We start from the raw sequence: 13,901 nt of genomic DNA on the forward strand, positions 1-13,901 counted from the left end.
TTAAAAGACTTATTCTTCTCTGAATACATCGCTTGATAGATAGCGTTCGCCTGTATCGCATGCGATGCAGACAACAACATCATCCGGTGTCAGGCGTTTTGCAACTTCAAGGGCGGCAAAGCAGGCTGCACCTGAGGATGGACCGACCAAGATTCCCTCTTCAGCAGCAAGTCTGCGTGTGATATCGTACGCTTCAGCGTCCTGTATTTTGAAAATCTCATCGTAAACATTCTGGTTCAGAATGTCCGGAATAAAGCCCGGGCTCGTGCCGACAAGCTTATGCTTGCCGGGCTTTCCACCTGAAAGGACCGGGGAGCCGGCCGGCTCTACAACATGGACGGTCAGATCCGGATAGTGCTCTTTGAGCGTTTCGCCGGTGCCTGTAATGGTTCCGCCAGTGCCAGCTGTGGCAACAAATGCAGTAAGCTTTTTCCCGATCTCATCCATTGCGGCAATAATCTCGGGTGCCGTTGTTTTGCGGTGGGCATCAGAATTTGCTTCGTTTTCAAACTGCATGGGAACAAAGCTGTCAGGGATTTCCTCTGCAAGCTCGTTTGCCTTTTTTATAGCACCGGGCATTTTTTCGTCGCCGGGTGTAAGCACAACTTCTGCACCGTAAGCTTTAAGCAGATTGATGCGCTCCTGTGTCATCGTATCAGGCATGACAAGAATGGCTTTGTAGCCCCTTGCTGCCGCATTCATCGCAAGTCCGATGCCTGTATTGCCTGACGTTGGCTCGATAATCGTTGAATTTTCATTTAACAGGCCCTGTTTTTCGGCCTCGACAATCATATTAAAAGCAGCTCTGTCTTTTACACTGCCGCTTGGATTGAAGAACTCAAGCTTAAGGTAAACCGCAGCCCCGTCTTTTGGATTCAGGCGGTTTAATTTTAAAAGAGGTGTGTGGCCAATTAAATCTGCCACATTTTCTACAACACGCATGATTTTTTCAGCTCCTTTAGTTGATATAATAGCATATCCTCTGTTTGCCTTCCCAGCAATCGATTTTCTTAAAGCAAGGCGCTTTGGTTCTATTCTTCCCGGAGACTTTGATAAAATGAAAAAAGTGATTGCGCTGTTTTTGCATGGAAGCGCCGGAGCAGAGCCATACTCTTAGCAAACAGACGGGAAAGGAACCATTATGACGACACAAACCCATTATTTTATTGGAATACCTGTCCCTCAGAATGAAGCAGATAGACTGACAGCAAGAACAGAAGGGATGAGAAAGCTGTTTAAGTCCTGGGTTCATCCTCTGGATTATCATTTGACGCTCGCTTTTTTGGGGCATCCGGATTCCGCTGATCAGCTGCAGGCCGTCATGAAGGAACTGCACGCAGCCCTTGGCGAGTTTCCTTCCTTTCACCTGACAATCAGCGGTTTCGGCACATTTGGGAGAAAGCAGGCCCCCCGTATTTTCTGGGCGGGTGCGGAAAAATCAGAGCCGCTTGAAAAGATGAGGGAAACGGTATATTCCGTGTGCCGGGAACATGGTTTTGCACTTGATGAACGTCCATTTGCCCCTCATATCACGATCGCGCGAAAATGGGCTGCAGATGAAGAATTTCAGGGAGGGATGGTTCCGGATCATCCGGTGTCAGCCTTTCAGGTTTCAAAAATCAATCTGTTTCAGACCAGGCTTTTGGAAGTCCCTAAGTACCATGCGATGGAAACTGTCTTATTGCGCTGATGCCCAATAAGATAAATAAGACTTTTACGCTAAGCGGGGAAACTATGAAATTTATACGTATTGTTATTCAGCTTGCCGGTTTATTTCTTTTTTATTTTGCCGGCACAGCCATTCAGCAATCTTTCAACTTGTCCATGCCGGGCAGCATTATCGGCATGTTTCTTTTATTTTTCTGCCTGTCCTTCAAACTCATAAAACTGCCGCTGTTAAAGGAGGGAAGCTCCTTTTTGCTTAAACATTTAGCCTTGCTTTTCGTTCCTGCAACGGTCGGGCTGATGGACCATTTTGACCTGTTTGCGGGAAGGGGCCTGATCAGCGCGCTGATTGCTCTTTTCAGCACAGCTCTCGTCATGCTGTCAGCTGCTTCGGTAAGCCAGTGGATGAGCACCAGAAAAACGGCAAATGAAGGAGAGGGGGAAAACTCTTAATGGCTGTGATCTTCTATATTGTCCTTACGGTTATCGTGTACGCCCTTATGAGAGAGGTTTATAAAAAATACCCTTTTCCTCTATTAGTGCCGATCTCAACGAGCACTTTTCTCTTAATTGTGCTTTTCCTTCTCACAGATACGGAGTATGCTGAGTATATGACCGGCGGAAAGTGGATTGATGCTCTTTTAGGGCCTGCGGTAGTCGCACTTGCCTATCCGCTGTATGAAAACAGACATGTGATGAAAAGGTATGCTTGGACCGTTTTTACGAGCGTTCTATCGGGAAGTATAATCGGAATTGTGAGCGGTGCCGGCCTTGCAGCATTATTTCATGTAGACCGGGAGATAATCCTGTCGCTCGCTCCGAAATCGGTCACAAATCCCGTTGCAATGGATATTTCAGAAATACTTGGAGGAATCCCAGCGCTTGCGGCTATTTATGTGGTTATAGCAGGCATGTCGGGGGCTGTTTTCGGTCCTTCTTTTCTGAAGGCTTTCGGCATTAGCCATCCCGTTGCAAAAGGAGTCGGACTTGGTGCGGCATCACACGGAACAGGTACGGCGAGAGCTCTTGAAATGGGAGAGCTTGAAGGAGCTGTCAGTTCCATTTCCATGACGCTGTGCGCCATATTTACGGCTGTTCTGTGCCCGGTATTGGTTCCGTTTCTTTTACATGTTCTGTGAGGAATGACCCGAAAGGAGTTTACATAAAGTGGCTCAATTAATAAAAGTTCACGCGTGCATATCCAGATATGAAATGGATCTGTACCGCTATCAGAGCCGGTTTCTGCGTGTGAAAAAACAGCAGTGGCTCATGCTGAAGGAAGCTTTTGAAAAGAATGAATTTCACCATTTTGTTAAAAAAGAGCAAAAGGAAAGCACGGAAAAAGTGGGAGATTCCCTGACACGGATACGTAGTTACAGGCTTAAAAAGGAAAGGTCCGGCACATCGGTCACTTATCCTGAAGCAAATATGGATTCATCTGAGCTGAGCTTTCATGCCATTCCCGGCTCCCTTGATGAGCTTAAGGAAATGTTTATGAAGCGGGTCTTTCATTTCCAGCTGAAATGGGCAACGTCAACCATAAGGGACAGATCATTTGCAGATCCTTCTCTCTTGGATGACCGCAATCTGAAGGAGCTTCTGCAAAAGCTTCCGGATCAGCATCTGATCATGTATGCTCCAGTCCTCAGGGTGAAAAATACATCCATTGCCCTCGACACGATTTTAATTAGCCCGGGGGAAATCACGTGCATTCATTTTCTTGAAGGTGACCGCCATGACGTCTATATGGGATCAGCAGAAAGGTTCTGGCGGAAAAACCCCGGAGAAAAAGATGAATCAAGTCTCCTCTCGCCGATAATCAGCCTCAGCCGGACAGCAGCCCTTGTAAAGCAGCTTTTAAAAGAAAAAGAGATTGGATTAAAAGTGAAAAAAGCACTTGTTTGCAAAGAGGGCTTTGTTGAATACCCAGAGGCTTCCTATGATTTGACAGTTGCGGATAAAAGGTCATACAGCCAGTGGATATATCCTCACGTCCATCATACAATGCCGATGAAGCATGATCAGCTGAAAGCAGCCGGTGTGCTCTTGGCTAATTGTGTGAGTGAATCGTTCAGAAGAAATGACTAATGCGCCTTTTGGCGTATTTTTTTATTGGATTACACCCACTTCCCCAAAGAAAAAAGCTATAATTTTACTAGACTCGGAATATCTCTTAAGGTATTCATAATCCACATGAAGATAATGGGGCTGACGATGGAAAACAGCATATACTTTATTATAAATCCCGTTGCGGGAAATGGACGGTCTTTGCGTGTCTTTAAAAAAATCAAAGCAGAAATGGAAAAGAAAAACATGGAGTACCGGTCTTTTATGACGGATTACGCCGGACATGCAGAAGTCCTTGCCAGGCAAATTGCATCCATACATGACTACCGGCTGAAAACGGTGATAGGCATTGGCGGAGACGGAACAATTCACGAGATTGTAAACGGGCTCAGCGGATTTGATCATATCCAGATCGGCTATATCGCCTCGGGGTCGGGCAATGATTTTAAAAGGGGATACGGCAGCTCAAAGGGGAAAGGCTCCATTCTCACAAGACTGAACAGACAGGCTAAAAGCTGCGACTTGGGCTGCTGCAGGGCCGGGAAAGCAGACCGGCTGTTTGTGAACAGCATAGGTGCAGGCTTCGACGCCTACGTTGCGAAGCTTTCCAGTGAAATGAAGTGGAAAAAGATTCTGAATAGAGCGGGTGCAGGCTCCTTCGTATACACCCTTGCTCTTATAAAAGGTCTTATCACCTACCAGCCCGGATTGCTCTCTGTGACGATTGACGGCGAAGAAAAGGTTTTTGAGAAGGTCTGGCTTGCTGCAGTCAGCAACCATCCATATTACGGGGGAGGAATGAAAATCTCCCCTGATGCAAGGCCTGATGACGGATTGCTGAACGCCACCGTTGTCCACGGATTATCCAGAGGCAAACTGCTCCTACTCTTTGTACTTGTTTTTACGGGCAGACATAAAGGGCTGAAAGAAGTTTGCATGATGGAGGGCCATGAAATCACGATATCAGGCCCCGTTTCTGTCATGGTGCATGCAGACGGAGAATATTTAGGCGAAACACCTGTTACAGTCACATTAAGGCCAAAAAGCATAAAGTATTATATCTGAATAAATATCAAGACGTGTCCACATGGGTATACTGGTGTGATGAAGAAACAACTATTGCAGGCAGGTGAATCAACATGCTAACGGTACAACGTGCATATCATGCATACCTTGACGAAATGAACTTAATCACCATTTTAATTCCTGGAGAAATGCAGGGAGAGGGAAAGAGGACGTTCTATCTGCTTGACGGGGAGACCCGGACAGAGCTCAAGTGTGAACGGATCGAGACGATTGAAAACAGAGTAAAGATTCAATGCAGGTTTGACCCGTCCGTTAAGCCCTTCGGAAAACTGTACGAAATTTGCGATGACCTGAACCGGAAAACCGATCTCCAGATGGGGGCAGTCATCCGAACAGATTTATTTGACGACTATTTTTACTACGGAGAAAATGACCTTGGCGCAGTTTACGGGGAGGAATTCACAGTATTAAAGGTCTGGGCTCCTACTGCGACAGAGGTGAAAGTAAAGCTTCTTTTTCCGGATGTAAATAAAATAGAAACGATGCCTATGACGCTTGGAGAAAAAGGAATATGGATGATAGAGCTTCAGGGTAATTTTGACAGCGTTTTCTATACGTATCTTGTCTGTGTGAACCTGATCTGGAACGAAGCTGTCGATCCTTATGCAAAAGCGGTTTCCATAAACGGAGAGTACGGTGTCATAACCGATTTGAAAAAAACAGATGTGGAAAGAAAAAAACCTCAACCTTTTGAAAAATTGACCGATGCCATTATATATGAGGCTCATATCCGTGATTTCAGCATCCATCCGGACAGCGGCATCAAGCAAAAGGGAAAATACGCAGCCTTCAACGAATTAGAGACGAAAACAACCGGCGGATTATCGTCTGGTCTTTCCTATTTGCAGGAGCTTGGTGTTACCCACCTGGAGCTTTTGCCTTTTAACGACTTTGAAGGCGTGGATGAACAGGACACATCGGCAGAGTATAACTGGGGATACAATCCTCTGCACTTTAATGCGCCGGAGGGAAGCTATTCGGTGAAGCCCGATGACCCTGCCGAACGGATAAAAGAATTAAAGAGCGCCATTCAGTCTATTCATGAAAGCGGAATCAGAGTGATCATGGATGTCGTGTACAACCACGTTTATATCCGGGAGACCTCTTCTTTTGAAAAAATTGTACAGGGCTATTATTTCCGTCACGACCACAACGGACTTCCGTCAGATGGTACCGGTGTCGGAAATGATATCGCATCCGAACGGAAAATGGCCCGGAAATTTATTGTGGATTCTGTTTCCTATTGGCTGAGCGAATATGATATAGATGGTTTCCGTTTTGATTTGATGGGTATTTTAGATGTTGAAACGATGAATGAAGTCCATGCAGCATGTATGAGGATTAAACCGGATCTTCTTATTTTGGGAGAAGGATGGGACTTAAACACCCCGCTTTCCTATGAAAAAAAAGCCATTATTGCAAACGCCGGGAAAATGCCGGGCATCTCTTTTTTCAATGACCAGTTCAGGGATGTCATCAAAGGGAGCACGTTCAACCTTTACGATAAAGGTTTTATTTTCGGGCATACATCAAACCCGGATCTGCTGGCAAGAGTCATGACAGGATCGATTGCCCATTTTACGTCGCCTGCGCAATCCATTAATTATGTGGAATCCCATGATAATCATACGCTTTGGGATAAAATGGAGGTGTCAAATCCTCATGAGGCGCATGAAGACAGACGTATGAGGCAAAAACTTGCTGCCGGAATGGTCATCCTTGCGCAGGGCATCCCGTTTTTTCACAGCGGCCAGGAATTTTACCGGACGAAAAAAGGCGTAGAAAACAGCTATAAATCACCTGATGACATCAATCAGCTCGACTGGAATGAGCGGGAGAAATACGCTGAGGATGTCGAGTATATCAAGCATCTTATTGCCTTGAGAAAATCCCACGGCGCCTTCCGGTTTGCAGCTTCAGATGAAATCAGCAGACATTACCGGGTACTGAAAAATGAAGGCGGAGTATACGCATATGCTTTAATGGACGTAAAAGATTATGGTCCATGGAGACACATCGCGGTCATTCACTGCAGCCATCGAAATGGTGCGGTCATTCCGCTTCCTGCGGGAGGAGAATGGGAAATCGCATCAAGTCCATTGATGAATAAAGATCACCATGATCAGAAGGCAGACTCACAAATCACAGCAAATGAAATCGGCACTTTAGTCTTGTTTCAAAAGTAGCTTTTCGGTTTTTCTTGACTAAATTCGCCTGGAAACGATAAAATTTAAAAGGATGGCTACTTGTATCTGTTTGATTCATCAAACTAGCTGTCTTTTTTAATTGACTGAAATGATGACTAATGACAGGAAAAGCGCATGCTTTCTTTTCCTATTCCAAACTTATAAATGAAATGTTGGGTTGAAATTGAAGGTGAACTGGTTGGAACAACTACTAGGCAGCGAGTGGGAGCTATCTCCTGCTGGCGGAGCAACAGGCGATGCCTATTTTGCACAGCGAGAAGGACAAAAATTGTTCTTAAAACGAAATAGTTCTCCATTCTTGGCCGTTCTGTCTGCAGAAGGAATTGTTCCTAAGCTCGTATGGACAAAGAGACTGGAAAATGGCGATGTGATTACAGCACAGCACTGGCTCAGCGGCCGTGAACTGAAGCCGAATGATATGAACGGGGAAAACGTAGCGGAACTGCTGCATAAGATCCATCATTCAAAAGAACTGCTTGATATGCTGAAGCGTCTTGGTAAGCAGCCTCTTACTCCATCCGTGATTTTAGAGGATTTAAAACAAACGGTTGAGTTTGAAGATTTCTATCTCCCTGAAGTGCTGCAGGCCCTTCACTATCTTGAAGAAAACCTGCCGTATGTGGATTGTGCCGAAAAAGTGGTCTGCCACTGCGATGTCAATCATAACAATTGGCTGCTCTCAAGCGAGAACCAGCTCTATCTGATTGACTGGGACGGCGCGCTGATAGCAGACCCGGCAATCGATATCGGCATGCTGCTGTATTGGTACATTGACGAAAAAGACTGGGACAGCTGGCTTTCTACTTACGGTCTTCAGCTTAACGATCAGCTCCGGGCCAGAATGTTCTGGTATGTGCTTGCGCAAACGATTACCTATACCCTTTGGTACCGTGCCAAGCACAACGAAAAAGAAACCAACGAATGGCACAGCTATCTCCGTCAAATGATTACAAAAATCAGCGCAGATTAAGAAAATGAATCAATGTCGCTGATCCACTGAGACAGCACATTTTGCTGAGACGTAATATATGAATTCAGTTCAGGGGAATTTTTTCCGTCCTGGCTGTACGAATAAATCGATTGCAGGACACCTTTTAAATCCTGATGCACATCAGCATGAACCATCAAAGATTTCACCACGCGCTCAAGCTGCTCGCATTCAGCAACCGTTCCGCAGCAGTCACTCTGGTGCTCTGACAGAATATCCTTTAACAACTCAACTTGATTCTCGTATTTAAGCGGCATAAAAAGCCTCCTTTGCAAATTCTTCTCTTAATTTGTGCAGGAGACGCTGTTTTCATTCCGCATGTATGCAGCCGGTTCCACGGGGAGCCGGCTGTTTTGTTTTTGTAGAGCGGTTTTTTAGGGTGGGTCCGGAGGTGGAGCCCTAGAAAGGCCGATGGGTTGTGAGAAGTGGCGGCACTGGGCGGAGTGTTGCCACAAAGAGTCTGGTGAGAATGTAGAAGTGGCATCACTATGCGGAGAGGTGCCACAATGGGGCCGAAAGAGAAGAGGAAAGTGGCGTCACTGAGCGTAGTAGTGCCACAAAGAGTCTGGTGAGAATGTAGAAGTGGCATCACTATGCGGAGAGGTGCCACAATGGGGCCCAAGGAGAAGAGGAAAGTGGCGTCACTAAGCGTAGTAGTGCCACAAAGAGGGAGTTGAGAATGTGAGAAGTGGCGTGACTGGGTGAAGTGGTACAACAAAACCCTCATGGATAATAAAGAAGCGGTGCCATTATGATCACTGCTGCTCCATAAAAAATGCCGGCACAATTGCACTGACCTTTTTCACAAATTCTGTTAATCAAACCACCAGATTTTCTTGCACGCAGGACCGTTTCGTGATACCCTTTTATCCGACATTACATGGACAGAGGTGTGCTTGATGCGACAGCGAAACAAGCCCTGGGCAAATGACTACATTGCCGGGCATTCACATATTGCAATACAGAATCCTAAAGAGCATAGAGGGAAATGGAGCAAGCTTTTTGGAAACGAAAATTCAATCCATATCGAAGTGGGGACAGGCAAAGGCCAGTTCGTAACTGGAATGGCAAAAGCAAACCCTGATATCAACTATATCGGGATTGAATTATCTCAGAGCGTCATTGTCGCAGCTCTTCAAAAAGCGGTTGAATCAGAGTGTGATAACCTTTTTCTGCTTAACGAAAACGCTGAAGACCTGACAGACCTTTTTGCAGAAGGGGAAGTTGACAGAGTCTACCTCAATTTTTCTGATCCTTGGCCAAAGACAAGGCATGAAAAGCGCAGACTGACGTACAAAACCTTTTTGAAAAGATACCAGGATATTCTGGTGGAAGAGGGCGAAATTCACTTTAAAACAGATAATCAGGGACTATTTGAATATTCGCTGCGAAGCTTTTCAGAATACGGCCTGCTGCTGACTTTTGTAAGCCTCGACCTTCACAGAAGTGAGTTTGAAGGCAACATTATGACTGAATACGAAGAAAAATTCTCTAATAAAGGCCAGCGGATCTACCGCTCGGAAGTAAAATTCAGAAAGTAGCTCAGGATATCAATCCTGGGCTTTTTTTTGGTATGATGGAGGAGGAGGGGATGTAAATGGAAAGGTTAACAATTGGGGAAACAACTTTAACTTGGCTTGACGGGGGAGTGACGTACCTTGACGGCGGTGCGATGTTTGGCGTCGTTCCAAAGCCGCTTTGGTCAAAAAAATATCCTGTCAACGAGCTTAATCAAATTGAATTGCGGACAGATCCCATTCTGGTCCAGAAGAACGGGGTAAATCTTCTGATCGACAGCGGAATCGGGTCAGGCAGGCTGACAGATAAGCAGAAACGCAATTTCGGTGTAACAGCTGAATCCAATGTTGAGAATTCGCTCAATGAGCTTGGGCTAAAACCTGAAGATATTAATTTTGTTCTGATGACGCATCTACATTTTGATCATGTTTCCGGTCTCACAAAACGTGAGGGGGAGGAACTGGCATCTGTTTTTCCAAAGGCGAAAATTATCACTTCTCTTACGGAATGGAATGAAATGAAAGAGCCGAATATACGGTCTGCGAATACATACTGGAAAGATAACTGGACGGCCATTGAACAGCAGGTAGAAGCCTTTGATGAGTCATCAGAGGTTGTGCCCGGCATCACGATGTTCCACACCGGAGGGCACAGCAACGGCCACAGCGTGATAAAAATTGAAGACGGCGGGGAAACGGTCCTTCATATGGCAGATCTGATGCCTACACATGCGCACAGCAATCCGCTTTGGGTCCTCGCTTATGATGATTATCCGATGAAGTCGATTGAACAGAAGCAAAAATGGCTCGGACTTGCAGCTGATCAAAATACGTGGATCTCTTTTTATCATGATGCGTTTTACCGCGCAATCAAGTGGAACAGTCAGCGGGAGATAACAGAAAAGGTCGAGCGGGTTCGTCCGCTGTAAAAGAAAAGGCATGGGGTGCGCACCCCATGCCTTTTGTGTATTATGCAATTTGTTCAACATGCAGGATATTTCCGTTTGTAGCGTCTACAAATGCTTCGTACTGTTCAAGATCCGACCCTGCCATCCGTGTAACGCCGGCCTTGTAGATGCTGTAGGTTTCCCCCTGATTAATAAAGGATTCACGAACCGTATAAATCCATGAACCATTAATAGGGCCTTTCTCTTTAAACGCGTTCTTCACAGCCGTCAGTGCTTTTTCAGAAGAAATATAAGCCGGCTTCAATTGATCTCTGAAAAGATATGCAGCGGCCAGGCCAATCCCGATTCCTATCAGTACTTTTCTGCCATTCATCACAATCTCCTCCATCCTGTACACGATGATTTAAGTATACAGAAAATGCCTTCTGTTGTTAAGCAGGAGGGTGGACAGAAATGATTATGGCTGGTGTAGAAGGGCAAGTGTCCTTAACTGGGGTTAGCAGCACAAACGTTGGTTGGTTTATGAGGGCAAGTGTCCTTAACTGGGGTTAGCAGCACAAACGTTGGTTGGTTTATGAGGGCAAGTGTCCTTAACTGGGGTTAGCAGCACAAACGTTGGTTGGTTTATGAGGGCAAGTGTCCTTAACTGGGGTTAGCAGCACAAACGTTGGTTGGTTTATGAGGGCAAGTGTCCTTAACTGGGGTTAGCAGCACAAACGTTGGTTGGTTTATGAGGGCAAGTGTCCTTAACTGGGGTTAGCAGCACAAACGTTGGTTGGTTTATGAGGGCAAGTGTCCTTAACTGGGGTTAGCAGCACAAACTCTGGTTGGTTTACGAGGGAAAGTGTTCTTAACTTGGGTTAGCAGCATTAACGTTGGGTGGTTTACGAGGGAAAGTGTTCTTAACTGGTGTTAGCAACACAAACTCTGGCTGGTTTACGAGGGAAAGTGTTCTTAACCGGCGTTAGAAACACAAACTCTGGTTGGTGTAGAAGGTAAAGTGTTCTTAACCGGTGTTAGCAACACAAACTCTGGCTGGTGTAAAAGGGAAAGTGTTCTTAACCGGCGTTAGCAACACAAACTCTGGTTGGTGTAGAAGGTAAAGTGTTCTTAACCGGGGTTAGCAGCACAAACTCTAGTTGGCGTATAAGGGGAAGTGTTCTTAACCAGGCGATTCCGCTTTTCGCATTGTCCAGCTCCATCGCCCAGCTCCTCTGTCAGAACAAAATCGCCAAAAAAGTCAAAACCGGACTTTTCCGCCGATTTCTTATCTGACTCCCGGAGCTAACCATGCGATTCCGCTTTTCTTATTGTCCAGCTCCGCCTCCCAGCCCTTCCGTCAGAACAAAATCCCCCAAAAAGTCAAACCCGGACTTTTCGGGTGATTTCTTTTCTGCCTGTCAGGGCTAAACGGTCGATTCCGCTTTTCTTATTGTCCAGCTCCATCGCCCAGCTCCTCTGTCAGAACAAAATCGTCAAAAAAGTCAAAACCGGACTTTTCCGCCGATTTCTTATCTGACTCCCGGAGCTAACCAGGCGATTCCGCTTTTCTTATTGTCCAGCTCCGCCTCCCAGCCCTTCCGTCAGAACAAAATCCCCCAAAAAGTCAAACCCGGACTTTTCGGGTGATTTCTTTTCTGCCTGTCAGGGCTAAACGGTCGGCTCCGCTTTTCTTTAGTAGCACGAACGATAAATCTTCTGTAAAATGGAAGTATACATACGTAAAGGGGATATGATGGATGAATCAAGAGACGTTAGAGCTTTTTAAGACATTGACGGAGCTTCCGGGTGCGCCGGGGAATGAGCATGCTGTACGAAAGTTTATGCGTTCTGAGCTCACCAAGTATTCAGATGAGATTATTCAGGACCGTCTCGGCAGTATTTTCGGGGTAAAGCGGGGCAGCGAGGAAGGTCCGAGGATTATGGTTGCGGGCCACATGGATGAAGTGGGTTTCATGGTGACGGGTGTTACAAAAAACGGAATGCTGCGTTTTCAGACGCTTGGAGGCTGGTGGAGCCAGGTTCTGCTTGCTCAGCGTGTTGAGGTCATGACGGATGCGGGGCCAGTTCCCGGTGTGATTGGATCCATTCCTCCTCACCTGCTCAGCGAAGACCAGCGCAATAAACCGATGCAAATCAAGAATATGCTGATTGATATTGGTGCAGATTCTGATGAGGATGCGAAAGAACTGGGCATTAGACCGGGCCAGCAAATTCTTCCTGTTTGTCCATTTACGCCGATGGCCAATCCGAAAAAAATTATGGCAAAGGCGTGGGATAACCGCTACGGCTGCGGTTTATCGATTGAACTTTTGAAAGAGCTGAAAGATGTTACCCTTCCAAATACGCTTTATTCCGGAGCGACTGTTCAGGAGGAAGTTGGTTTAAGGGGTGCACAGACAGCTGCGAACATGATTCGTCCGGATCTTTTCTTTGCACTTGATGCGAGTCCTGCAAATGACATGAGCGGAGCAAAGCATGAATTCGGCCAGCTTGGTAAAGGTGCGCTTCTTCGCATCCTTGACCGGACGATGGTCACTCATAGAGGAATGCGCGAATTTGTTCTTGATACGGCAGAATCAAACAATATTCCGTATCAGTACTTTGTTTCCCAGGGCGGTACAGATGCAGGACGAGTGCATACATCAAATGACGGTGTGCCATCTGCAGTCGTGGGCATTTGCTCGCGCTACATTCATACGGCAGCATCCATTGTGCATATTGATGACTACGCTGCGGCAAAAGAATTGATCGTGAAGCTTGTTAAAGCATGTGACCAGTCGACAGTGACGACTATTAAACAAAACTCATAAAATAGGCGTTTCAGCCAGATTACTTTGCGCATTTTGCTTCGGTTACCCGTAGCCATGCGCTTTTTTAAAGGAGATTAATTATGAAGGTTGCCATCGGGACACTGAACCCGGCAAAAGTAAATGCCGTACAAGAGTGCCTTGACCAGCTCGGCTCTTTTACATTAAGCAGTACGAGTGTTTCATCAGGTGTTGCTGACCAGCCGTTTTCTGATGAAGAAACGATCCGGGGAGCTGCAAACAGAGCTCAGCGTGCAAGAGAAAGAGAGGATGCCGATATTGGAATAGGTCTTGAAGGCGGTATGATCGAGACAGATGAGGGCTTTTTCCTTTGCAATTGGGGTGCGCTGTCTGTGCAAGGAATCGAGCCGATTATTGCAGGCGGCGCGAGGATTCCCTTGCCTGCGGAGATCGGCAGAAAAGTGAAATCAGGTATTGAGCTGAAGCTTGTGATGGATGACTATGCGGACAGGGAGAATGTCAGCCAACAAGAAGGAGCAGTGGGTATTTTTACAGGCGGGCTTGTGACAAGGAAAGAGATGTTTAAGCATATTTGCCTGCTTTTGTTTGGGCAATATCATTATCAGACAGAGAGAAGCAGTGATTAGCCGCTGCTTCTTTTGCTGGTCCGTACAGTCAAATACTTGCCTCCA

14 protein-coding genes are annotated in these 13,901 nt (G+C 46.2%); 11 read left to right on the forward strand and 3 right to left on the reverse strand.

Features of this window, described 5'->3' with window-relative positions; translation table 11 throughout:
* Positions 1-9 precede the first annotated feature (9 nt).
* The gene (cysK, locus tag ACTSEZ_RS12770; RefSeq protein ID WP_369734571.1) at positions 10-942 is read right to left on the reverse strand and encodes a cysteine synthase A; all 933 of its coding nucleotides are present in this window, start codon (positions 940-942) and stop codon (positions 10-12) included.
* A gap of 199 nt (positions 943-1,141) precedes the next feature.
* Here cysK and thpR point away from each other — a divergent pair, with 199 nt between their 5' ends.
* The 7 genes from thpR to ACTSEZ_RS12805 all read left to right on the forward strand — a co-directional run bounded on the left by thpR (position 1,142) and on the right by ACTSEZ_RS12805 (position 7,995).
* Entirely contained in the window at positions 1,142-1,690 is a 549-nt protein-coding gene (gene thpR, locus ACTSEZ_RS12775; protein ID WP_369734572.1) for an RNA 2',3'-cyclic phosphodiesterase, read from the forward strand.
* A gap of 44 nt (positions 1,691-1,734) precedes the next feature.
* Positions 1,735-2,118 carry a CidA/LrgA family protein gene (locus ACTSEZ_RS12780; RefSeq protein ID WP_369734573.1) on the forward strand — a complete coding sequence of 128 codons (384 nt, stop codon included), beginning with the start codon at positions 1,735-1,737 and terminating at the stop codon, positions 2,116-2,118.
* On the forward strand, positions 2,118-2,804 hold the full coding sequence (locus ACTSEZ_RS12785; protein ID WP_369734574.1) for an LrgB family protein: 687 nt from the start codon (positions 2,118-2,120) through the stop codon (positions 2,802-2,804). Before ACTSEZ_RS12780 ends, ACTSEZ_RS12785 begins: the two co-directional genes overlap by 1 nt.
* Before the next feature lie 28 nt (positions 2,805-2,832).
* On the forward strand, positions 2,833-3,753 hold the full coding sequence (locus ACTSEZ_RS12790; protein WP_369734575.1) for a hypothetical protein: 921 nt from the start codon (positions 2,833-2,835) through the stop codon (positions 3,751-3,753).
* 126 nt (positions 3,754-3,879) lie between these two features.
* Positions 3,880-4,797 carry a diacylglycerol/lipid kinase family protein gene (locus ACTSEZ_RS12795; protein ID WP_369734576.1) on the forward strand — a complete coding sequence of 306 codons (918 nt, stop codon included), beginning with the start codon at positions 3,880-3,882 and terminating at the stop codon, positions 4,795-4,797.
* 74 nt (positions 4,798-4,871) lie between these two features.
* Positions 4,872-7,004, forward strand: a complete 2,133-nt coding sequence (gene pulA, locus ACTSEZ_RS12800; RefSeq protein WP_369734577.1) for a type I pullulanase — start codon at positions 4,872-4,874, stop codon at positions 7,002-7,004.
* A gap of 190 nt (positions 7,005-7,194) precedes the next feature.
* Entirely contained in the window at positions 7,195-7,995 is an 801-nt protein-coding gene (locus ACTSEZ_RS12805; protein ID WP_369734578.1) for a phosphotransferase family protein, read from the forward strand.
* Here the strand turns inward: ACTSEZ_RS12805 and ACTSEZ_RS12810 are convergent.
* Positions 7,992-8,270 carry a YtzH-like family protein gene (locus ACTSEZ_RS12810; RefSeq protein WP_029278932.1) on the reverse strand — a complete coding sequence of 93 codons (279 nt, stop codon included), beginning with the start codon at positions 8,268-8,270 and terminating at the stop codon, positions 7,992-7,994. The two genes, ACTSEZ_RS12805 and ACTSEZ_RS12810, sit on opposite strands and share 4 nt — an antisense overlap.
* A 642-nt stretch (positions 8,271-8,912) precedes the next feature.
* On the opposite strand from ACTSEZ_RS12810, the gene trmB reads away from it, so the two are divergent.
* Entirely contained in the window at positions 8,913-9,554 is a 642-nt protein-coding gene (gene trmB / locus ACTSEZ_RS12815) for a tRNA (guanosine(46)-N7)-methyltransferase TrmB (RefSeq protein WP_369734579.1), read from the forward strand.
* A 56-nt stretch (positions 9,555-9,610) separates the two neighbouring features.
* Positions 9,611-10,459, forward strand: a complete 849-nt coding sequence (locus ACTSEZ_RS12820; protein WP_369734580.1) for a YtnP family quorum-quenching lactonase — start codon at positions 9,611-9,613, stop codon at positions 10,457-10,459.
* Between the two features lie 40 nt (positions 10,460-10,499).
* On the opposite strand, the gene ACTSEZ_RS12825 is transcribed toward ACTSEZ_RS12820, so the two are convergent.
* Entirely contained in the window at positions 10,500-10,811 is a 312-nt protein-coding gene (locus ACTSEZ_RS12825) for a PepSY domain-containing protein (protein WP_282033127.1), read from the reverse strand.
* A gap of 1,366 nt (positions 10,812-12,177) precedes the next feature.
* On the opposite strand from ACTSEZ_RS12825, the gene ACTSEZ_RS12830 reads away from it, so the two are divergent.
* Positions 12,178-13,251: a M42 family metallopeptidase gene (locus ACTSEZ_RS12830; protein ID WP_369734581.1), complete on the forward strand. Its 1,074-nt coding sequence runs from the start codon at positions 12,178-12,180 to the stop codon at positions 13,249-13,251.
* Between the two features lie 80 nt (positions 13,252-13,331).
* On the forward strand, positions 13,332-13,856 hold the full coding sequence (locus ACTSEZ_RS12835; protein ID WP_369734582.1) for a DUF84 family protein: 525 nt from the start codon (positions 13,332-13,334) through the stop codon (positions 13,854-13,856).
* Positions 13,857-13,901: the final 45 nt, after the last annotated feature.

The organism is Metabacillus mesotrionivorans (genome assembly GCF_052171315.1).
Taxonomy (GTDB): domain Bacteria; phylum Bacillota; class Bacilli; order Bacillales; family Bacillaceae; genus Bacillus_P.

Coding starts and splice junctions, on each gene's coding strand:
- cysK (WP_369734571.1), bottom strand. CDS start 942: ATGCGTGTTGTAGAAAATGTGGCAGATTTAATTGGCCACACACCTCTT.
- thpR (WP_369734572.1), top strand. CDS start 1,142: ATGACGACACAAACCCATTATTTTATTGGAATACCTGTCCCTCAGAAT.
- ACTSEZ_RS12780 (WP_369734573.1), top strand. CDS start 1,735: ATGAAATTTATACGTATTGTTATTCAGCTTGCCGGTTTATTTCTTTTT.
- ACTSEZ_RS12785 (WP_369734574.1), top strand. CDS start 2,118: ATGGCTGTGATCTTCTATATTGTCCTTACGGTTATCGTGTACGCCCTT.
- ACTSEZ_RS12795 (WP_369734576.1), top strand. CDS start 3,880: ATGGAAAACAGCATATACTTTATTATAAATCCCGTTGCGGGAAATGGA.
- pulA (WP_369734577.1), top strand. CDS start 4,872: ATGCTAACGGTACAACGTGCATATCATGCATACCTTGACGAAATGAAC.
- ACTSEZ_RS12810 (WP_029278932.1), bottom strand. CDS start 8,270: ATGCCGCTTAAATACGAGAATCAAGTTGAGTTGTTAAAGGATATTCTG.
- trmB (WP_369734579.1), top strand. CDS start 8,913: ATGCGACAGCGAAACAAGCCCTGGGCAAATGACTACATTGCCGGGCAT.
- ACTSEZ_RS12820 (WP_369734580.1), top strand. CDS start 9,611: ATGGAAAGGTTAACAATTGGGGAAACAACTTTAACTTGGCTTGACGGG.
- ACTSEZ_RS12825 (WP_282033127.1), bottom strand. CDS start 10,811: ATGAATGGCAGAAAAGTACTGATAGGAATCGGGATTGGCCTGGCCGCT.
- ACTSEZ_RS12830 (WP_369734581.1), top strand. CDS start 12,178: ATGAATCAAGAGACGTTAGAGCTTTTTAAGACATTGACGGAGCTTCCG.
- ACTSEZ_RS12835 (WP_369734582.1), top strand. CDS start 13,332: ATGAAGGTTGCCATCGGGACACTGAACCCGGCAAAAGTAAATGCCGTA.